General features: G+C 58.6%; 15 protein-coding genes. 10 read left to right on the top strand and 5 right to left on the bottom strand.

Annotated features, from left to right (window positions below):
- The first annotated feature begins 15 nt into the window (after window positions 1-15).
- Complete coding sequence (locus JAO85_RS23745; RefSeq protein WP_370552220.1) at window positions 16-540, top strand: alpha/beta hydrolase; 525 nt, start codon at window positions 16-18, stop codon at window positions 538-540.
- Between the two features lie 93 nt (window positions 541-633).
- On the opposite strand, the gene JAO85_RS23740 is transcribed toward JAO85_RS23745, so the two are convergent.
- The 3 genes from JAO85_RS23740 to JAO85_RS23730 all read right to left on the bottom strand — a co-directional run bounded on the left by JAO85_RS23740 (window position 634) and on the right by JAO85_RS23730 (window position 4,949).
- Complete coding sequence (locus tag JAO85_RS23740; RefSeq protein WP_202789156.1) at window positions 634-2,583, bottom strand: long-chain fatty acid--CoA ligase; 1,950 nt, start codon at window positions 2,581-2,583, stop codon at window positions 634-636.
- 65 nt (window positions 2,584-2,648) lie between these two features.
- Window positions 2,649-4,193: an MHYT domain-containing protein gene (locus JAO85_RS23735; RefSeq protein WP_012838382.1), complete on the bottom strand. Its 1,545-nt coding sequence runs from the start codon at window positions 4,191-4,193 to the stop codon at window positions 2,649-2,651.
- 120 nt (window positions 4,194-4,313) lie between these two features.
- Entirely contained in the window at window positions 4,314-4,949 is a 636-nt protein-coding gene (locus JAO85_RS23730; RefSeq protein WP_003065031.1) for a GntR family transcriptional regulator, read from the bottom strand.
- Between the two features lie 122 nt (window positions 4,950-5,071).
- Here JAO85_RS23730 and scpA point away from each other — a divergent pair, with 122 nt between their 5' ends.
- The 6 genes from scpA (at window position 5,072) to JAO85_RS23700 (ending at window position 13,478) form a co-directional block, all read left to right on the top strand.
- Window positions 5,072-7,246 carry a methylmalonyl-CoA mutase gene (gene scpA, locus JAO85_RS23725; RefSeq protein WP_012838381.1) on the top strand — a complete coding sequence of 725 codons (2,175 nt, stop codon included), beginning with the start codon at window positions 5,072-5,074 and terminating at the stop codon, window positions 7,244-7,246.
- A gap of 37 nt (window positions 7,247-7,283) precedes the next feature.
- Window positions 7,284-8,288, top strand: coding sequence for a methylmalonyl Co-A mutase-associated GTPase MeaB (meaB, locus tag JAO85_RS23720; RefSeq protein ID WP_012838380.1), 1,005 nt, complete (start codon window positions 7,284-7,286; stop codon window positions 8,286-8,288).
- A gap of 80 nt (window positions 8,289-8,368) precedes the next feature.
- On the top strand, window positions 8,369-9,904 hold the full coding sequence (locus tag JAO85_RS23715) for an acyl-CoA carboxylase subunit beta (protein WP_003065036.1): 1,536 nt from the start codon (window positions 8,369-8,371) through the stop codon (window positions 9,902-9,904).
- Window positions 9,905-9,931: 27 nt separating this feature from the next.
- Window positions 9,932-11,980, top strand: coding sequence for an acetyl/propionyl/methylcrotonyl-CoA carboxylase subunit alpha (locus JAO85_RS23710; RefSeq protein WP_202789155.1), 2,049 nt, complete (start codon window positions 9,932-9,934; stop codon window positions 11,978-11,980).
- 151 nt (window positions 11,981-12,131) lie between these two features.
- Window positions 12,132-12,944 (top strand): YdcF family protein, encoded by an 813-nt coding sequence (locus tag JAO85_RS23705; RefSeq protein WP_202789154.1) that lies wholly within the window; start codon window positions 12,132-12,134, stop codon window positions 12,942-12,944.
- A 69-nt stretch (window positions 12,945-13,013) separates the two neighbouring features.
- Window positions 13,014-13,478 carry a VOC family protein gene (locus tag JAO85_RS23700; RefSeq protein WP_039050986.1) on the top strand — a complete coding sequence of 155 codons (465 nt, stop codon included), beginning with the start codon at window positions 13,014-13,016 and terminating at the stop codon, window positions 13,476-13,478.
- A 53-nt stretch (window positions 13,479-13,531) separates the two neighbouring features.
- Here the strand turns inward: JAO85_RS23700 and JAO85_RS23695 are convergent, their stop codons facing one another.
- On the bottom strand, window positions 13,532-14,632 hold the full coding sequence (locus JAO85_RS23695; protein ID WP_256630563.1) for an outer membrane protein transport protein: 1,101 nt from the start codon (window positions 14,630-14,632) through the stop codon (window positions 13,532-13,534).
- Between the two features lie 187 nt (window positions 14,633-14,819).
- Between JAO85_RS23695 and JAO85_RS23690 the strand changes: the two genes are divergently transcribed.
- Window positions 14,820-15,740 carry an alpha/beta hydrolase gene (locus tag JAO85_RS23690; RefSeq protein WP_202789153.1) on the top strand — a complete coding sequence of 307 codons (921 nt, stop codon included), beginning with the start codon at window positions 14,820-14,822 and terminating at the stop codon, window positions 15,738-15,740.
- Here JAO85_RS23690 and JAO85_RS23685 read toward each other — a convergent pair.
- Window positions 15,710-16,816 carry a site-specific integrase gene (locus tag JAO85_RS23685; RefSeq protein ID WP_202789152.1) on the bottom strand — a complete coding sequence of 369 codons (1,107 nt, stop codon included), beginning with the start codon at window positions 16,814-16,816 and terminating at the stop codon, window positions 15,710-15,712. The two genes, JAO85_RS23690 and JAO85_RS23685, sit on opposite strands and share 31 nt — an antisense overlap.
- A gap of 392 nt (window positions 16,817-17,208) precedes the next feature.
- Here JAO85_RS23685 and JAO85_RS23680 point away from each other — a divergent pair, with 392 nt between their 5' ends.
- Together JAO85_RS23680 and aspT are read left to right on the top strand one after the other, a co-directional pair.
- Window positions 17,209-18,195 (top strand): DNA-binding protein, encoded by a 987-nt coding sequence (locus JAO85_RS23680; protein ID WP_202789151.1) that lies wholly within the window; start codon window positions 17,209-17,211, stop codon window positions 18,193-18,195.
- A 349-nt stretch (window positions 18,196-18,544) separates the two neighbouring features.
- Window positions 18,545-20,230 (top strand): aspartate-alanine antiporter, encoded by a 1,686-nt coding sequence (gene aspT, locus JAO85_RS23675; RefSeq protein WP_202789150.1) that lies wholly within the window; start codon window positions 18,545-18,547, stop codon window positions 20,228-20,230.
- Window positions 20,231-20,245: the final 15 nt, after the last annotated feature.

Genomic DNA, 20,245 nt, shown 5'->3' with positions numbered 1-20,245 from the left:
GGCTAGGGTTAATGCGTGGGTCAGATTGAGATGGAAAAACAGGGGGCTAGTGGGTCACTTCTGGGTGGAAATCAACAGCGGATGCCGGATCCTGGCGCAGACTCGCCAGATTCGCCCGAGCTTGCCGCCTCGTTTCCGGAGGCCTATCAGCGAATTCAATCTGCAATTGAATATCTGAAAATGCAGAAAGGAGTGGAGCGCGTCTACTTGATGGGACACAGCATGGGAGGGCGCATGACAACTGGCTTTCTGGCAAACAATCCCACTGCGCCGGTTGTAGGTTTCATCGGGGTCGGATTGACTGCGGGAGGCAAGGAACCTGTTAACACCAATCTAAATCTGAGAAAAGTGAAGCTTCCAGTTGTCGATGTGTATGGTGACAACGAAATGGATGCTAAAGCAGCATCTTTTCGCAAGTCCCTCGTTTCCGAGAACTTTGTGCAAGTGGAGGTTCCTGGAGCAAAGCATGATTACCGTGGCTATGAGAAGCAAGTGTCAGACATCGTTATCGAATGGCTGAAGAAGAGAGAAGGTCGGTGAATATGAAGTTAGCAACCGAATTTGAATTGATTAGCTGTTTTTAATGTAACTTACATGAATTTTTCAAGGGCTCCTTAAACCCTTCTCGATCGATTAATGAGTCTTTGTCTTCCAGCTGTCAATGGGCTTGACGTACATCTGCTCGATCGCGTCTTGGTAGTGGGCCATCAGGTTCTTTCGCTTGAGCTTGAGGGTAGGGGTCATCAGGCCGTTGTCAATGTTCCAACTATCCCTGACCAGGTGGATGGCTCTGGGCACCGCATAACGGGCGAAACTGCGTGTCTGCCTCTCTATTCGGGCCAGCGCTTCTCTCTCTGCCGTTGCATGCTGCAGACTGGATACGTCATTCGGGTTCAGTCCAACACTCCTGGCAAGCATTTCCCATTCCACTTGACCAACAACCGCAATGCAGGCGATGAACGGACGATCCTCGCCAACCACAAACACTTGCTCAAACAGGGGATCGACGAGGATGGCCTGCTCCACATCATTGGGAGGCACTTTCTCACCCGTTGATGTAACAATGATTTCCTTGATGCGGCCTTTGATTCGGATACGGCCATTTTCGATTGAAGCCTGGTCACCGGTTCTCAGCCAGCCATCGGCAGTAAAGACTTTGGCGGTGTCTTCCGGACGATTCCAGTAACCGCGCATCACTACCGGGCCAGACACCTGCAACTCCTGATCATCACCAATTCGGACCTCAATTCCCGGAAGTACACGGCCAACGGTATCCGGCCAGTTATCGTCGAGTCCGTTGGCGCTGACCACAGGAGCGGTTTCGGTCATGCCATAGCCTTGCACCATGGGCAGGCCCAGGCCCAGAAAAGTGCGCGCAATTGTCGGAGACAGCGGGGCTCCGCCACTCACAGCGACGCGAAGCCGGCCTCCAAACTGCGCAAGCAGAGGCTGGGCGACAAGTTTGCGCAAAAGCCAGCCGGGCAAGGCAGAAGCCCAGCTCGCCTTGGCTTCCGGTTGCTCGCCCAAGGGCATGCCTTGATGAGCGCAGAAGCTCTTCCAGCCTTTGTTGACTGCCGCGTCGAACAGCTTGTGCTTGAAAGGGCTGGAAGCAAGCGACTCTTGAACCTTGGCATAAACACGTTCATAGATGCGAGGCACCGAGATCAGTACGGTCGGCTTGACCTGCTTCATATCCTGTGCGAGTTGTGCAACAGAGCGTGCGTAGGCGACGCAGGAACCGGTAGCAACGGCCAGGTAGTAGCCTGCAGTTCGCTCGAAAGTGTGAGAGAGCGGCAGAAACGAGAGAAAGACGTCCTCAGGAAATGCCTTCACGCGCTGCATCACCGCGTGTAAATCACTGACCACGTTGTCGTGAGTGAGCATGACGCCCTTGGGCTTTCCCGTCGTACCGGAGGTGTAGACAATGCCAGCCAACTCCGTTTTCTTTGGTGGCAGGGGAAGGGCAGAGGCATGCCGCTGACCAGCCTGAAGCCAGGCAGACAAAACAATGACCGGCTTACGCTGCAAGGCCTTGACTGAGTCCTGCTCTGCTTGCTCGACAGGTACGACGTAAGCGTTCGACGAATCGATCGGACGGCCTTGCTGTGCGTGAATAACGGCCTGGAGTCCCGGTAGGTCCTGACCTGTAGCACAGATTCTCTGCCAGGCCTTGGTGTCGGCCACGACCAGCAAGCAAGCACCCGAGTCGGCCAGGATGTAGGCAATGCTGCCGGCATTGTCGATGGCATGCAGAGGAACTGGCACGTAACCACAGCGCAGACAGGCCTGGTCGATGGTCATTGCATCAAAGCCATTGGGCAGCAAGATTGCCACCCTTGCGCCGACAGGAAGATTCGAGGCACATAAGGCGCGGCTCCACAGAGCGACACGTTCGGCTGTTTCGGCCCAGCTCAGGCTTTTCCAGGCATCTGTGCTTTCATCGAACTCTCGGTAAGCCTCGCCTAGTGGCGTGCAGCGAACCCGCATGGCCAGAAGCTCTGGCAAGGTTTGCACTTGCTCGATAGTCAAATGCTGTTTCGCTGCTTGGAGACCCAGTACATCGGTTTCACTTGCTTGGTTCATGCGCTTGCCTTCAGGAAGCGGGCAATTTCCCGCTACGCGAATGATAGCGTCAGCCGATATAGGACTCAGATTGTGGCTCCAAGCGGGATATCGATACTTTGATAGCAGACGGCGATGTAATGGTGCAGTCGTTGCTGCTCGTCGCGTACTGCTGTCAGGGAAATCTGATGGCGGATCCCGTCATGGTGCATGACGCGAAGGCCTTGCCAGTGCCCTTTTTTACCGATTTCCGTCCAGATCTGCGACCACTGGACAGCCGTGTTGTCATCGTCGTGAATGAAAAGACTGGAGAACTCCTTGTTCTTCGCTGCCTGGCGGTTCAAGCCGCTGATACGTGCAAAGGCCGGGTTGATGTCTACAATTTTCCGGTTCGCATCAAGGACCACCATGCCTTCGAAGGAATGATTGAATACCGTGGCAGCTATATGTAGTTGTCGTTCGGTTCGCTTGCGGTCTGAGAGATCGGTCAGAAGGCCTACATACATGCGCTGACCCCGGGCCTCGGCTTGGCTCAAGGCCAGGCGCATGGGAATCAGCGTACCGTCCTTGTGCTGGCCAAGCACCTCTGAAATCTTGTTCTTCAGAGGTGGCGCGTTGTTTCGCTGGCCGGCTTCATGCTGCTCCAGATAATGATCATGCTGGTTGAACAGCGCTGCGGGCATGAGCATTTTCACGTTCTGGCCCAATACTTCATCTGGACTCCAGCCGAATATGACCTCAGCTGCTGGGTTGTAATCCGTTACGCATCCCCGATTATCGATGCAGATAATTCCATCTGCTGCCATATTCACCAAAGCTTGCAGTCGGGCTTCATTCATATCCACTTTTTGCCAGCGACTGCGGTACTGAATCAAGGCATTGGCCTGTGCAATCAGTCCGCCAAATAGCAGAGTAATCACGGCAATGGTCAGCGCCAGAATCAAACGATCGTTCGATGATGCCGCGTCATGCGTTTCATGCTCGGCCGTGACTCGCAGCGCCAGCATGGCTGTGTAATGCATGCCTGAGATCGCGGCGCCCATGATGATGGCCGCCAGTGTTTTGCGCCAGTGGTCTTGTTTGAGGTTGAAGCGTGCCAGCCCGAAACGAATCCAGAGCGCCAAGGTGGCCAGCGCTACGCCAACAATGAGAGAAATGGCAAACCAGAGTGGTGAATACTGGTGCGTGGCAGGCATGCGCATTGCTGCCATGCCGCTGTAATGCATTGCAGCAATGCCGATACCAACCGTCAAGCCACCTAATGCCAATTGCCTGAGATTGAGTTCATTGTGAGCCAGCAAGGCAAGGGCCACTGCTGATGCCGCGATACCTGGAATGATCGAGAAGACGGTGACCGGCAAATCATACTGAACTGCAGCATGCATCGAATAAGCGAGCATGCCGATGAAATGCATGGCCCAGATGCCTATGCCCAGTGCCAGCGACCCGCTCACAATGGACCAGTTGCGCAACTGCCTTGATGTGGCCAGTCTGGCAAAAGCAGCATGGCGCAAAGCTTGACCAGAGGCAATCCAGCAAACTGCCAGCGATAAGGTCACAAGGAAGGGGTCATATTCACCCTTTAGCACGTGAGCGTCGGCAGACGGGCTCCAGAAAAATTGCGCCAGCATGAATCATGGTCCTGTAACACTGAAAGCACATTCAGTTACCTGACAAGCATTGCATGAAGTGGGTAATCCAATATTTCAAATTTGTAGGATAAATACTAGAACGGATCGAACATGGATCTTTTAGATCGCAGCGTCGAGTCCATTTGAGAAATGCTGCTGCACTGCGCTCATGGCAATTTTCGGATCGCGCTTCAGCAGTGCTTGCATGATGGCTTCGTGCTCTGCCAAGGAATCTTCAATACGGCCTTGTTTGAACAGCGATTTGTGACGGTTCAGCTTCATGACCTTGCGCAAATCGGCCACCAGTTGGTTACGCCAGCGGTTATCGGCAATATCGAGAATCTGCATGTGAAAGCTCTCGTTGAGCGCAAAAAACCGCTCGGCGTCGGCTGTGTTCCGCTTCAACTCCTCGTGGGTCTGCTGCAGACGCTGCAATTGCTCGTCCGTGGCCTTGCCGGCAACCTCGGCCGCAGCATCTGCCTCCAGCAGACTCAGCAATCGATAGACGTCGGAGATGTCCTTGCGCGATACCTCGGTCACGTAAGCGCCTCGACGCAGCTTCATGGTCACCAGGCCTTCAGCGGCCAGTACTTTCAGTGCCTCGCGCAGGGGGGTGCGGCTGATGCCGTATTCCTCGGCAATCTTGAGTTCGTCGATCCAGGCTCCTGGCTCAAGCTCTCGCCGGAAGATGCGTTGACGCAACTGCTCGGCGACCTGCTCATATAGCGCAAGAGGAGTAAGTGTTTTGCTTGTCATTACGCGAGATTATATGCTGCAAGTATTTTGAATTCATAATTATGAATCATGTACACTAGGCGCATCTAGGTAGTTCACCGCAATTCCAAACTTCACTGCGCGCACCGCATACGAGAGACAACATGAGCCAAGAGAATCCGGCACAGGACCCACAAGAATTTGCACCCGCTGATCTGCAAGCCTGGAACAAGGCCGCCAACAAGGCGGCCCCCGGTGGCGACATCAACAACCTGAACTGGGTCACGCCGGACGGCATCACCGTCAAGCCGCTCTATACGGCCGAAGACACTGCCGATCTGCCCTTTACCAACACGCTGCCGGGATTCGCACCTTATATCCGCGGCCCCCAGGCCACCATGTATGCAGGCCGGCCCTGGACCATTCGCCAGTACGCCGGATTCTCCACCGCCGAAGAATCCAACGCCTTCTATCGCAAGGCCCTGGCTGCCGGCGGTCAAGGCGTTTCCGTCGCTTTTGACCTGGCTACGCACCGTGGCTACGACTCTGACCATCCACGCGTGACGGGGGATGTGGGCAAGGCCGGTGTGGCGATTGACTCCGTCGAGGACATGAAGATCCTCTTCAACGAGATCCCCCTGGACAAGGTGTCCGTTTCCATGACCATGAACGGCGCCGTGCTGCCCGTGCTGGCCGGTTATGTGGTAGCCGCCGAAGAGCAGGGTGTCTCGCAGGACCAGCTCGCCGGAACGATTCAGAACGATATTCTGAAAGAGTTCATGGTGCGCAACACCTATATCTATCCGCCCAAGCCGTCGATGAAGATCATTGGCGACATCATCGAGTACACGAGCCAGAACATGCCAAAGTTCAACTCGATCTCGATCTCGGGCTACCACATGCAGGAAGCCGGTGCCAACCAGGCGCTGGAGATGGCTTTCACGCTGGCCGACGGCAAGGAATATGTGAAGACAGCCATTGCCAAGGGCATGGACGTGGACGCTTTTGCGGGCCGTCTGTCCTTCTTCTGGGCCGTGGGCATGAATTTCTACCTGGAAGTGGCCAAGATGCGTGCCGCGCGCCTGCTGTGGTGCCGCATCATGAAGGGCTTTGACGCCAAGAACCCCAAGAGCCTGATGCTGCGCACCCATAGCCAGACTTCGGGTTGGTCGCTGACCGAGCAGGACCCCTACAACAACGTGGTTCGCACCACCATCGAAGCCATGGCGGCCGTGTTTGGCGGCACCCAGTCCCTGCACACCAATGCGCTGGACGAGGCCATTGCCCTGCCCACGGAGTTCTCGGCCCGTATTGCCCGCAACACGCAGCTGATCATTCAGGAAGAGACCCATATCACCAATGTGATCGACCCCTGGGCCGGCTCCTACATGATGGAAAAACTGACCCAGGAAATGGCCGACAAGGCCTGGGCAATCATCGAGGAGGTCGATGCCATGGGCGGCATGACTGCCGCGGTGGATAGCGGCTGGGCCAAGCTCAAGATCGAGGCTGCCGCCGCCGAGAAGCAGGCGCGTATCGACTCGGGCAAGGAAGTCATCGTCGGCGTCAACAAGTACAAGCTGGCCAAGGAAGACCCGGTCGACATTCTGGAAGTGGACAATGTCAAGGTGCGTGACAGCCAGATTGCGCGGCTCAAGAATATCAAGGCTAAGCGCGATGCTGTCCAAGTGGAAGCTGCGCTGGCCGCCATCACGGCAGCGGCAGAGTCCGGCGAGGGCAATCTGCTGGATCTGTCCATCAAGGCCGTGCGCCTGCGTGCCACTGTAGGTGAAGTTTCCGACGCGATGGAAAAGGCGTTTGGCCGCCACCGCGCCGATACCCAGAAGGTGACCGGTGTGTATGCTGCCGCTTATGACTCGGCCGAAGGCTGGGACAAGCTCAAGGAAGAAATCAACACCGCTTCGCAGGCCATGGGGCGCCGTCCCCGCGTGATGATCGCCAAGCTGGGTCAGGACGGTCACGACCGCGGCGCCAAGGTGGTCGCGACCGCTTTTGCCGACCTGGGTTTCGACGTGGACATGGGGCCGCTGTTCCAGACACCCGAAGAATGCGCTCGCCAGGCCATCGAGAACGATGTGCACGCCGTGGGTGTCTCCACTCTGGCCGCCGGGCACAAGACCTTGGTGCCGGCCATCATTGCCGAGCTCAAGAAGCAGGGTGCGGACGACATCATCGTCTTCGTGGGCGGCGTGATTCCCGCTCAGGACTATGATTTCCTCTACAACGCGGGCGTCAAGGGCGTTTACGGCCCCGGCACCCCCATTCCTGCCAGCGCCAAGGATGTGCTGGAGCAGATCAAGAAGGCCAACGGTCTCTGATCGGCCGGCAAGCATTGATAGCAAAGGCGATCGCAACGTGACCCCTGAGCAAATGCAAGACGGCATCCTGCACGGCAATCCCGCCGTGCAGCGCCGGGCCATGGCCAAGGCCATTACCTTGCTTGAATCCTCCCGGGCCGACCACCGTGAACAGGCTGACGGCCTGCTCACCGCTCTGTTGCCGCACACGGGCAAGGCATTTCGCCTTGGCATCAGTGGCGTGCCGGGCGTCGGCAAATCCACCTTCATCGAAGCCCTGGGCCTGTTCCTGATAGAGAAGGGGCTGCGTGTGGCCGTGCTGGCGATCGATCCGTCCAGCACCGTCTCGGGCGGCTCCATCCTCGGCGACAAGACTCGCATGGAGCAACTGTCCATGCGGCTGGAGGCCTATATCCGTCCCAGCCCCAGCAGCGGCACGCTGGGCGGTGTGGCCGAAAAGACGCGCGAGGCCATGCTGGTCTGCGAAGCCGCCGGTTACGACGTGGTCATCATCGAGACCGTGGGCGTGGGCCAGAGCGAGATCGCCGTGCACGGCATGACGGACATGTTCTGCGTGCTGCAACTGCCCAATGCGGGCGACGACCTGCAGGCTATCAAAAAGGGCGTGATGGAGCTGGCCGACCTGGTGGTCATCAACAAGGCCGACATCGACCCCCATGCCGCCACGCGTGCCCAGGCCCAGATCACATCGAGCCTGCGCCTGCTGGGCATGCACGGCAACCCCGATCACGCCAGCACCGGCGCGCTGTGGCAGCCGCGGGTGCTGCAGATCAGTGCCTTGCTGGGGCAGGGGGTGGAGGGCTTTTGGGCTGCAGTCAGCAGCTTCAGGGAGCTGCAAACCGCCAACGGCCGCCTGGCCCTGCGCCGCGAGAAGCAGGCCCTGGCCTGGATGTGGGAGCGCATCGACTTCGGTCTCAAACAGGCGTTTCGCCAGCATCCGCAGGTCAAGGCCATGCTCCCCGTCCTTCAGGACGATGTGGCTGCGGGTCGTATCGCCGCCAGTACCGCAGCAAGAAATCTGCTTCTAGCCCAAATGCAGTAGGCGCTAGCAGCTCTAATTACCATAGCATCGCAGCATCACCATTGCGAGACAAGCAACCCAAATCACGTTAGAGGACAAGCATGCAAGACGATATCCTGAAGCAGCTGGAAGCCAAGCGAGAACTCGCTCGGTTGGGTGGGGGACAAAAGCGCATCGATGCGCAGCACAAGAAAGGCAAGCTGACGGCGCGCGAGCGTATCGAGCTGCTGCTGGACGACGGTACTTTTGAAGAGTGGGACATGTTCGTGGAGCACCGCTGCACGGACTTCGGCATGGAAAACACCAAGATCCCCGGCGACGGCGTGGTCACCGGCTACGGCATGATCAACGGCCGTCTGGTCTTTGTGTTCAGCCAGGACTTCACGGTGTTCGGCGGTGCGCTGTCCGAAACCCATGCCGAGAAGATCTGCAAGGTGATGGACCAGGCCATGAAGGTCGGTGCGCCCGTCATCGGCCTCAACGATTCGGGCGGTGCGCGTATCCAGGAAGGCGTTGCCTCTCTGGGCGGCTATGCCGATGTGTTCCAGAAGAATGTGCTGGCCTCGGGCGTGGTGCCCCAGATCTCCATGATCATGGGCCCCAGCGCCGGCGGCGCCGTGTACTCGCCGGCCATGACCGACTTCATCTTCATGGTCAAGGACAGCTCCTACATGTTCGTGACCGGTCCCGAAGTCGTGAAGACCGTGACGCACGAGGAAGTCACGGCCGAAGAGCTGGGCGGAGCCATCACCCACACCACCAAGAGCGGCGTGGCCGACATGGCTTTCGACAACGACGTGGAAGCACTGATGATGCTGCGTCGCCTCTATAACTACCTGCCCTTGAACAACAAGGAAAAGGCTCCCGTGCGCGAAACCACCGATCCCGTGGGCCGCGCCGACATGTCGCTGGATACGCTGGTGCCTGAAAACGCCAATAAGCCCTACGACATGAAGGAGCTAATCCTAAAGACCGTGGACGATGGCGATTTCTTCGAGCTGCAGCCCGAGTACGCCAAGAACATCATCATCGGCTTTGCCCGCATGGCCGGTCAGACTGTGGGCGTCGTGGCCAATCAGCCCCTGGTGCTGGCCGGCTGCCTGGATATCAAGTCCTCCATCAAGGCTGCGCGCTTCGTGCGCTTTTGCGATGCCTTCAACATCCCCGTGGTCACCTTTGTCGACGTGCCCGGTTTCATGCCCGGCACCTCTCAGGAATACGGCGGCATCATCAAGCACGGCGCCAAGCTTCTGTATGCGTATGCCGAAGCCACGGTGCCGAAGATCACCGTCATCACCCGCAAGGCCTATGGCGGCGCGTACGACGTGATGGCTTCCAAGCATTTGCGCGGTGACGTGAACCTGGCCTGGCCCCATGCCGAAATCGCCGTGATGGGTGCCAAGGGCGCGGTGGAGATCATCTTCCGCGAAGACAAGAACGATCCGGTGAAGCTGGCCGCGCGCGAAGCGGAATACAAGGAACGCTTTGCCAACCCCTTTGTGGCCGGCGCCCGTGGCTTTATCGACGATGTGATCCAGCCGCACGAGACGCGCAAGCGCATCTGCCGCTCGCTGGAGATGCTCAAGAACAAGCAGCTGGACAACCCCTGGCGCAAGCACGGGAACATCCCTCTGTAAGAACAAGAAGAACCAGGAGATATATCCATGTTTACCAAGATTCTGATCGCCAACCGTGGCGAGATCGCGTGCCGAGTCATCGCCACAGCGCGCAAGATGGGCATCCAGACCGTGGCGGTCTATTCCGACGCCGACAAGGACGCGCGCCATGTCAAGCTGGCCGACGAGGCCGTTCGCCTGGGGCCTGCGCCCAGCCGCGAGTCCTATCTGCTGGGCGAGAAAATCATTGAAGCCTGCAAGCAGACCGGCGCACAGGCAGTGCACCCCGGCTACGGTTTTCTCTCGGAAAACGAGAGCTTTGCCAAGCGCTGCGAAGAAGAGGGCATTGCCTTCATCGGCCCCAAGTCGCATTCCATTGCTGCCATGGGCGACAAGATTGCTTCCAAGAAGCTGGCCGGCGAAGCCCAGGTCAACACCATCCCTGGCTACAACGACGCCATTGCCGGCCCCGAGCAGGCCGTGGAAATCGCCAAGGGCATAGGCTACCCGGTGATGATCAAGGCTTCGGCAGGTGGCGGCGGCAAGGGTTTGCGTGTGGCCTTCAACGACAAGGAAGCCTTCGAAGGTTTTGCCTCCTGCCAGAACGAAGCGCGCAACAGCTTTGGCGATGACCGTATCTTCATCGAGAAGTTTGTTCAGGAGCCCCGCCATATCGAAATCCAGATTCTGGGCGACAGCCACGGCAATGTGGTTTACCTGAACGAGCGCGAATGCTCGATCCAGCGTCGTCACCAGAAGGTGATCGAGGAAGCTCCTTCGCCTTTCATCAGTGACGAAACCCGCAAGGCCATGGGCGAGCAGGCCGTGGCCCTGGCCAAGGCCGTCAAATACCAGAGCGCCGGCACCGTGGAGTTCGTGGTCGGCAAGGACCAGGACTTCTACTTCCTGGAGATGAATACCCGTCTGCAGGTGGAGCACCCGGTGACCGAATGCATCACCGGCCTCGATCTGGTCGAGCAGATGATTCGTGTGGCCGCCGGCGAAAAACTGTCCTTTGCCCAGGCCGATGTGAAGCGCGACGGCTGGGCCATCGAGTGCCGTATCAACGCCGAGGATCCGTTCCGCAACTTCCTGCCTTCGACCGGCCGCCTGGTTCGCTTTGCGCCGCCCGAGCAGACCATGTGGCAGTCCGACACCGAGCATCTGAACGGCGTGCGAGTGGATACCGGCGTCTACGACGGCGGCGAGATCCCCATGTACTACGACTCGATGATCGCCAAGCTCATCGTGCACGGCAAGGATCGCAACGACGCCATCGCCAAGGCCCGTGAAGCGCTCAACGGCTTTGCCATCCGCGGCATCAGCTCCAACATCCCGTTCCAGGCGGCCCTGCTGGCGCACCCGGACTTTGTCTCGGGCAAGTTCAACACCGGCTTCATCGCCCAGCACTATGCCGACGGCTTCCATGCCGAGGACGTGCCCCACGATGACCCCGACTTCCTGGTGGCTCTGGCCCTGTTCCGCAATCGCCGCTACCGTGCGCGTGCATCGACCATCACCGGCCAGATGCAAGGCCACCAGGTGCAGGTGGGCGAGAAGTACACCGCCGTGGTTCTGGGGGCTGAAGGCAAGAACCAGTATGTGACTGGCGAGGTGACCGACTTCGATGCCCAGGCGCGCGTTTGCAAGGTCGTGATCGGCGACAAGGCCTACGAGTTCCGCAGCAATGCCGACATTCGCGATCTGGTGGTGCGCGGCGTCTGCAACGGCAAGGCGTTCACCTGCCAGATCGAGCGCGGCAACGGCAAGAACCCGCTGGCACTGCGCGTCATCCACAACGGCACGCAAGCCGATGTGCTGGTGCTCTCGCCCAAGGGCGCAGAGATGCACAAGCTCATGCCTTACAAGGCTCCACCCGATCTGTCCAAGTTTCTGCTCTCGCCCATGCCAGGCCTGCTGGTCGATGTGGCCGTGCAGCCCGGCCAGAAGGTGCAAGCCGGCGAGAAGCTGGCCGTCATCGAAGCCATGAAGATGGAGAACATTTTGTTCGCAGCCCAGGACGGTGTGGTCAGCAAGATCAGCGCCGCCAAGGGCGACTCGCTGGCAGTGGACGACATCATTCTGGAATTCGAGTGATGAGCACTTTTCGGGGCCTGGGTCCGGCACCGGCATGCGGCCGGGCTGCAGATCAGGCCCCGAAGCAAAAGCCCGCAGGGCTTGGGCTCTGCGGGCTTTGCAGTTTTCAATAATATAGGCTCTACCCCTTATCCAATATGAGCCAGCCGCTATGACATTGAAAGCAGATACCCCGATATCCCGCCCAGCCAGATGCGCGCGCGCACTGCTGGCTTTGCTGGGAGCGCTGCTATTGGCCGATGCACTGGTACTGATGGGCATGGGGCATTTCAATGTGGGCGTGGTGCTGCCCGCCATGCTGGGAGCCGGGGCCTTTGGGCTGAGCTGGAAATGGCGCTCGGTGCAGCATTGGCGTGCAGCCAGGCCTCTGCATGCAAGGCTCTGGTCGCTGGCCTGGGCCGGCCTGGTGCTGTGGCTGATCAGCCTTTTCTGGTTCTGGAGCCGCCTGTCCGGCCTGGGTCTGGAGCCACAGCAAGTGCCGCCCGTGCAATCCATCGTGGTGTTGGGTAGTGCCACACTCGATGGTCACCCTAAGCCGGTGCTGGCCGCGCGGCTGGATCAGGCGGCGCAACTGGCCAAGCTGCAGCCCCAGGCCTTGGTCGCCGTTTGCGGCGGTGTCGATTGGGGCGAAAAAGAGTCTGAGGCCGAGGTCATGGCCCGCTATCTGCAGCAGCGTCACGGTATTGCTGCGCAGCGGCTGGTGCTGGAAAAGCTCAGCACCAGCACCGAGCTGAACCTCAAGCTCAGCCGGCCCTTGCTGGCCGAGCGCGGCGTGACTGCGGATGCACCCATGGCCATGGTAAGCAGCGACTTTCATCTGATGCGCGCCATGGACATTGCAAAGCGGCAGGACCTGCCTCAGGTGTATCCCGTGGCGGCTCCAACCCCTCTGGCCACGCGTTTCAATGCCTGGCTGCGCGAATACTTTGCCATGGCCAGCAGCTGGTTGCTGGGCGAGGTCTGATATTTCAATAAAAACCGGCTCTGGCGCTTATCAGTATTGCGTCTTAAGCTATCAATCAAGGAGTCATTCATGAGCAATCGTCCTTTCAAGGTTCTGGGCATTCAGCAAGTCGCCATCGGCGGCACCGATAAACAGCGCATGAAAAAGCTGTGGGTGGACATGCTGGGTCTGGAGCAGACCGGCACCTTCCAGAGCGAGCGCGAGAACGTGGACGAGGACATCCTGGCCATGGGGCGGGGCGCGATGAAGGTGGAAGTGGACATCATGCAGCCCATGGACATCGAGAAAAAGCCCGCCGTGCACGCCACGCCGCTGAACCATATCGGCCTATGGATCGACGACCTGCCCAAGGCCGTGGAATGGCTGACGGCCAATGGCGTGCGATTTGCTCCTGGCGGTATCCGCAAGGGAGCGGCAGGCTATGACATCACTTTCCTGCACCCCAAGAGCAATGACGAGTTTCCGATTGCCGGCGAGGGCGTGCTGATCGAGCTGGTGCAGGCTCCGGCAGACGTGATTGCGGCGCTGAGTTGAGCGCTTCAGGCTTCGGCTGTCAGATTGCAGCAGCGTGAACGCTGCGACTGCTCTCAGAACTGATAGCCGAGCTTGATCCCGAACGCCGTGGCGGACTCGGCATCAAAATTTGCCAGAGTCGTGCCGCCGCTGGAGATATCAATTGAGCCCAGACGCTGGTAGCTCAGCCAGGGCGTGAGCTTGAACTGTCCTTGCTGATAGCTCACCCCCACCGTGTAGCCAAGGCGGCCATCGGTGGGGCGCAATGGCGACAGCGCGGCCTTGTCGCTGCGCTTGTCATAAGCCACGGCGACAAAGCCGGACCAGTTCGCCGCCAGCCTCTGCCCAAGACCCAGCGTGTAGGTGGTTGTGTCCTCCATGTCCGCCAGGCTGCGCCCTGGGAGTATCGCCGCCAAGGTCTGCGGGTGTAGCCGGAATTGCGACCAGTTGGTCCAGCGGATCTGTCCAAAGAGCAGGGTACCTGGCGCGATGCCCGTCTGAACATCGAGGTTGAAGCTCTGCGGAGCAGTCGATGCCGTCCTTGTTTCGCCCGGCCATAGGTTTTCACGGGTCGCGATCTTGTGCTTGATGGCCGAGTAATAGGTCGCAGCAACGCGCAAAGCCATATCCGGGCGCTCATAGCTCATGCCCAGCAAGTAGCCTGGCTCGGTACTGGGCCTGAAATCCACCCGGTATCCATTGAGCCCTCCAAATACCATGCCCCCCAGGGCGACATGTCCTTCGGTGCGCTGCAGACGCAGACCGCCATGCACGGCCCAGTGCTCGTCCCAGCGGTAGCGCAGCGCCCCCATGAGCTCGTGGCTGCTCACGCGGGCCTGCGTGCCGCCAAAAAGAGGCGATTGCAGCGGGCTGTAAGCGATGTCGAGGCCAAAAGGCTTGCTCAACATCAGCAGCACCGAGGTGCGTGGATTCATATCCTGCTTGTATGCAAAGCCCCATTGGGTGTAATCGTCGGCGACCTGTCCGGTGGACTTGCCCAGGGCATCCGTGCCCTGGATCCGGGGCCTAACCGTATAGGTCTCTACGGAAAGATAGCGGCCGTTCTCAAATAAAGGTCCGAGATCCTGGCCTGTTCTATCAAGGCCGCCGGCCTGGGCGCAGAGCCCCCACATCATGGCTGCACAGCCAGCCCCCGCTTTTGCTTTTCTCAACACCTGCTCCAACGCTCTGATTCCAGTTGCATGAATGTAATTTAATGTGTCTAAGTGACAGGCGCATAGGTCTAATTGGAGGATGCAGGCTCGTGCAGTTGACACTTTCGAGGCTCCAGAGAGCTAGCAGCGTGGCTTATGCTGCGCGCTGCGAATGATCGCCGCCCGACGCCCAAAGCCGCGCAGAAAAATGACTCCCATCTCGACCGTCCTCACGACTGCTTACTACGACCGCCAATACAACGCCCGCGCCAGCGTGCAGGATCCGCTTGCGTATCTGGCCCGCTACACGCAGGAAAGCCAGGCCGCGTTTGCATTGCCTGGCGCAGTTCGCAACCAGCGCTACAGCCCCAGGGCTATGGATGTTCTGGATATCTATCTGCCCACAACTCAGGCAGTGAAAGCACAAGCTGCGCCTGTTTTCATCTTCATTCACGGCGGCTACTGGAAGGCCTTGAGCAAGAATGATTCGGCATTCATGGCACCTGCGCTGACACGGGAGGGCGCTATTGTCGTGGTGCCTGACTACGATCTGGCTCCGGCCGCCACGCTGGATCATATCGTCGAGCAGATGCGCCAGGCCTATGCCTGGGTGGTGCGCAATATCGCCATCTACGGCGGTGATGCCCGCAATATCTGTGTCTGCGGAAGCTCGGCCGGTGGACATCTGGCAGCCATGCTGCTGGCCAGGAGGTGGCAGCAAGACTATGACCTGCCAGCGCAGGCCGTGCCTCGATCGGTATTGACCTTGAGCGGTCTGTTCGACCTGCAGCCGCTGCTGACAACCCATATCAACGGCTGGATGCAGCTGGACGATGCTGCCGCGATACGCAACAGCCCCCGCTTTCTGCTGCCCGATGCGAGTACGCATGGTCAGTGCCAGCTGCGCGTGAGCTGTGGCGAGTTTGAAAGCCATGAATTCAAGCGCCAGTCGCGCGAATACCTGGCTGCGTGGCAGGCGCGTTGTCTGCCGGGGCAATGGGTGGAGGCGCCGGCTACCAACCACTTTGATTTGCCGCTGCAACTGGCCGATCCGCAATCTGCCATTCATCAGACTGCGCTGCAGTTGATGGGGCTTGATCAGTCCTCGTCCAGCATACGCGCCGCCTGATTGTTGAGTGCCGAGTCGGCGCGGAAGTAGCCGAGTACGGTGTTCACGCTATGGTGCCCGGTCAATGCCATGGTGTCAGCCAGCGGCAGATTGCGTCTGCCGGCCTCGGTCACAAATCCTGAGCGCAGCGAGTGTGCCGAAAAGTCTCCTTCCACACCAGCGAGCGCACAGCGTTCTTTAACGATATTGCGCACAGCAGCGGGAGTCAGCGGCTCTGCCACATGGCCGCCTTTGCGGATACGCCTGAAGATAGGACCTTCGGTGATGCTTGCCGCGTCCAGCCATGCTCTCAAGGCAATGGCTGCACGGCCGGTAACGGGCTTGTGATTCTCGGGGGCATCGGTGCCGCTCTGGTTGGTCTTGCTATGGCTCAGGGTGTAGATGAATTCCCCATTAGCCACAGTGCGCAGGAAACGCATATCGGCGCCGGCCACTTCGGAGCGGCGACGCCCACCACTGGCCCAGGCAAACAGCAGCAGCGCCCGGTCGCGCAGGCCGCGCAAGCTATCGTCACAGCTGGCCAGCAGCGCCTCCAGTACATCACGCGTCAGCGCCTCTTTTTTCTGCGGCAACTCGCCGCGCCTTGCATAGGCCTTGCGCGTGCGCGACATCAGCTCCTTGACTGCCCCGTCCTGACAGGGATTGGGCATGGCATGCACCTGATGCGCCTTGGACATCACGGCCATGCGATGCACCAGCGTGCTGTGTGAAGGCGCCCCTTTTTTACCCTTGTAACCGGCTGCAACCAGGGCTTCATCGATTTCGGGCGGCATTTCATGGAGCAAGCCCGTTCCGGTCTGCCTCTGGGCATGGTCGATGATGAATTGCAGCACCGTGGAAGCATGCAGCGGCAGTTGCATGGGCTTACCAAGGCGCAGCAAATGCCAGGCTGCCCAATAACGCATGGCGCTTTGATAGCTGCTGCGCGTATTGCTGGATTCGCCTTCATGCATCAGTTCCTTGATGGCTTCATGCGCTTTGGGGGCAAGAGCGGACTCAGGGACATCCTGTATCTGCAGGCGGTTGGCATCAAAAGTCACGGGAGCAGGGAAGGGCGAGGGCTTGCGTGAATCCATGACGCTATTTTCGCCCTGACTTCATCTGCCAACCACTGTCGATTGGCTCCATTCAAGAAGTCTGTAGAAGCCGGGCGGCTTTGAGCGGCAAGTTCCGAGAGCGGCTTACAAGACCTGGCACGGCATGCCGAAGGTGAGACGCGGGATCGTCGCAAGCAGCTGCACCAGTGACACGGCGGCGAGTGTGTAGACGAATCAAAGAAATTTCTCTCCCTCAATGGAAAACGCCCTCCTATCCACAAATTCAGATGCTGAAAACGCGGTAATGTATGTTGTCATCTGTATGAAAATTTTATACGTAATATTTAATACATAAGATGTATTGTGTATTACGTTTTTAGAATATAGATAACGATAACAATCACTTATCGTTAGTTATTTGAAGAATAGATATGAATACAAGCAAAACTACGTCAAGAGGTGTTCAGGAGTCCGATGTCTGGGCTGCAGCGGATGCTTTGATAGCCCAGGGGCTGCGTCCGACCATAGAGCGGGTGCGTCAGCAGATTGGGCGAGGCTCTCCCAATACGGTCAGCCCCATGCTGGAGACCTGGTTTGCAACGCTGGGCCGTCGTCTGGGCGTGGCGGGAGAGCAGGATCCTTCCGTGTTGCAATCGGTGCCGGACCCTGTGCAGCGTCTAGCGGAGGAGCTCTGGAATACGGCACAGGAAGAGGCGAAAGCCGCAGCCAGCAAGGCTTTGGATCTTCGCGAACAGGCTTTGAAAGCTGCAGAGCAGGCATTTGTGGCGCAACAGGAGCAACTCGCGCAGCGCCAGGCCACCATGGAAGCGCAAAAAGATGCGCTGAATCAAGCCCTGCAGGCAGCTCAAAATCACGCCCAAGACTTGGCCCGGCGTCTTGACGAAATGCAGCAGACGCTACAGGAGCGCGATCAGCGCCTGGAAGAACTACGTGATGAGCTGAGCAATGCCGTACGCCAGCGTGAATTGCAGCAGCAAAAGCACAGCGAGGAAATTCAGTCGGCCGCCGCCGAGCGCCAGCGCATGGCCGAACAGTACGCGGGCAACGAGCGCCATATGCTCAACGAGGTCGATCGTGCGCGGCAGGAACTCACCGCAGCGCGAAAAAACCTGCAGGATCAGGAGCGCAAGGCGGAGTCTCGCTATCAAGAGCTGCAGACTCGTTTTGAACAATCCGAGCAGGAGATCCTGAATCTGCATGCCCAGTTGCAGACCGCCCAGAACACGGCAGCATTGGCACAGGAGCGTGCAGCCGATCTCAAGAGCCTGCTGGAGGCACAGCAAAGACTGGCGGCGGCTGCAGCCAATACAGCTGATACAAATGTGGCTCAACCCCTGGCGCGTCGAAGCAATCTGGCGGCAACCCGACGCTCCATTAACCGGCGAACCTTGCGCTAACCGGTAGTCGGCGCCACAGGCTTGACCGCCGGCTTATGCCGGTGGCTTGTCGATATTGGTGGTCAATGCCAAACCGTAACTGAAGAGCCATGGGTATTTTGAATAAGAATAATCGGTAACGTCCTACATTTCGATACGCATTTGTCTTTAATAGTGGGTGGAAATAGAAGAAAACAAGAAACTCCCAGCTAATGGACGTGGCATCAATTTTGAGATAGGCGATCTCGATCCACGCTTCCTAGTAGCAAACCGCTTTCTCCTGAGTTCAAGCATTTCCAAGCCTCCCGCTTTTGGGGGCTAGGACGGGCTTTCCGTTGCTTGATCCTTTTATCCGGAAGTAGAGGTGGCCGTGGACTTACTCAAAAGCATCTTTCACCAATCACCAGAGGCCGCACTTTTCGCGTCTCTGGCTCTGGGGTACTGGGTCGGCAAGTTCCGCTTCGGGTCATTCCAGTTAGGTGGTGTGGCTGGTTCGTTATTGGCAGCGGTCTTGATCAGCCAGATCGGCATTCAGATCGATTCAGGCATCAAGGCTGTGCTTTTCGCCTTGTTCATATACGCCGTAGGCTTTGAAAGCGGCCCGCAGTTCTTCAATTCTTTGGGGCGTCATTCGGTCAAGGAAATCATGATGGCCGTCGTGGTGGCCTTGTCCGGCTTGATCACGGTGGTGGTTATTGCCCGGGTATTCGGGCTGGACAAAGGCTTGGCTGCAGGCCTTGCAGCCGGCGGATTGACGCAGTCGGCAATCATTGGGACGGCTGGTTCTGCCATTGAGAAACTCGGGATCTCGGGCGAAGAAGTGCAGCGCATGCAGGCCAATGTCGCCATCGGCTATGCGGTCACCTATATATTCGGCTCTTTCGGCGCCATCATCATGTGCGTCAATGTCTTGCCATGGATTACCGGACGCAATATCCGGGATGACGCGGTTCAAGCCGAGCAAGAGCAGCTCAAGGGCATTCGGGTCTATGGCGTGGGTGAATCGCCAGCAGCTCCCGATCTGGTGGGGCGTATTTTCCGCGTCGCTCAATCAGGCAAAACCGTGGCCGATCTCGAAGCCGAGGGGACTCAGGGCAGGGTGACAGTGGAGCGCATTCAGCGCTGGAATGCCCTGGTCGGCGTGGACCCCAGCCTGGTACTGGAGGCTGGCGACATTATTTTGCTGGTCGGGCGCCGCTCCGCCGTTGTGTCTCTGGGCAAGTCGGTAGGCGATGAGCTGCCCGGTGCCCAGGGCATGGATGTGGTGATGGTGCGCCGTGATGTGGCCATTTCCAATTCCCAGTATCTCAACCGCAGCGTCAAGGACATTCTGGACAGCCTGTCTCAGGATCTCAAGCACGGCGTCTATGCCGAGGGCTTGATACGAGCGGGATCGCCGGTTCCCATCACTGCGCAGACCATGGTGATGTCAGGCGATGTGGTCACCTTGTTCGGCACGCCTCAGGACGTTCAGAAGGCTGCCCAGGCCGCCGGTCCCATCATTGTTCCCAGCGACAAGACCGACTGGGTGTTCCACGGCTTCGGCATTGTCGTCGGTCTGCTGATCGGCCTGCTGGTGCTGCGCATAGGCGCTATTCCCATCACCTTGGGCAGTGGTGGCGGTGCCTTGCTCTCGGGCCTGCTGTTTGGCTGGTGGCGCAGCCGCAAGCACACCATGGGCAATATGCCGACAAGCGCCTCGACATTGCTGCGCGATCTGGGGCTGGCCGGTTTTGTGGCCATGGTGGGCCTGCAGTCCGGCCAGCAGGCGGTCAGCACGGTCATGGAGCAGGGCTTGACGCTATTCATGCTGGGCGTTCTGGTCACCATCATTCCGCTGCTGATTGCCATTTTGTTTGGCAAGTATGTGCTGCGTTACGACAACGTGGCCGTGTTCGCGGGCTCGCTGTCCGGCGCACGCAGTGCCAACCCCGCCTTTGGCGAGGTTCTGGACAAGGCAGGCAATTCAATCCCCACCACCCCGTTTGCAATCACTTATGCGTTGGCCAATGTGTTCCTGACTTTGCTGGGTCCGCTGGTCATTGCATTTGCGTGAAACCCCTGAACTGAT

The sequence above is a fragment of the Comamonas sp. NyZ500 genome, from assembly GCF_016772095.1.
GTDB classification, from domain to species: Bacteria; Pseudomonadota; Gammaproteobacteria; order Burkholderiales; family Burkholderiaceae_C; genus Comamonas; species Comamonas thiooxydans.
Note: the sequence above shows the minus strand (reverse complement) of the source record. Positions and strands in the feature narration are given on the sequence as shown.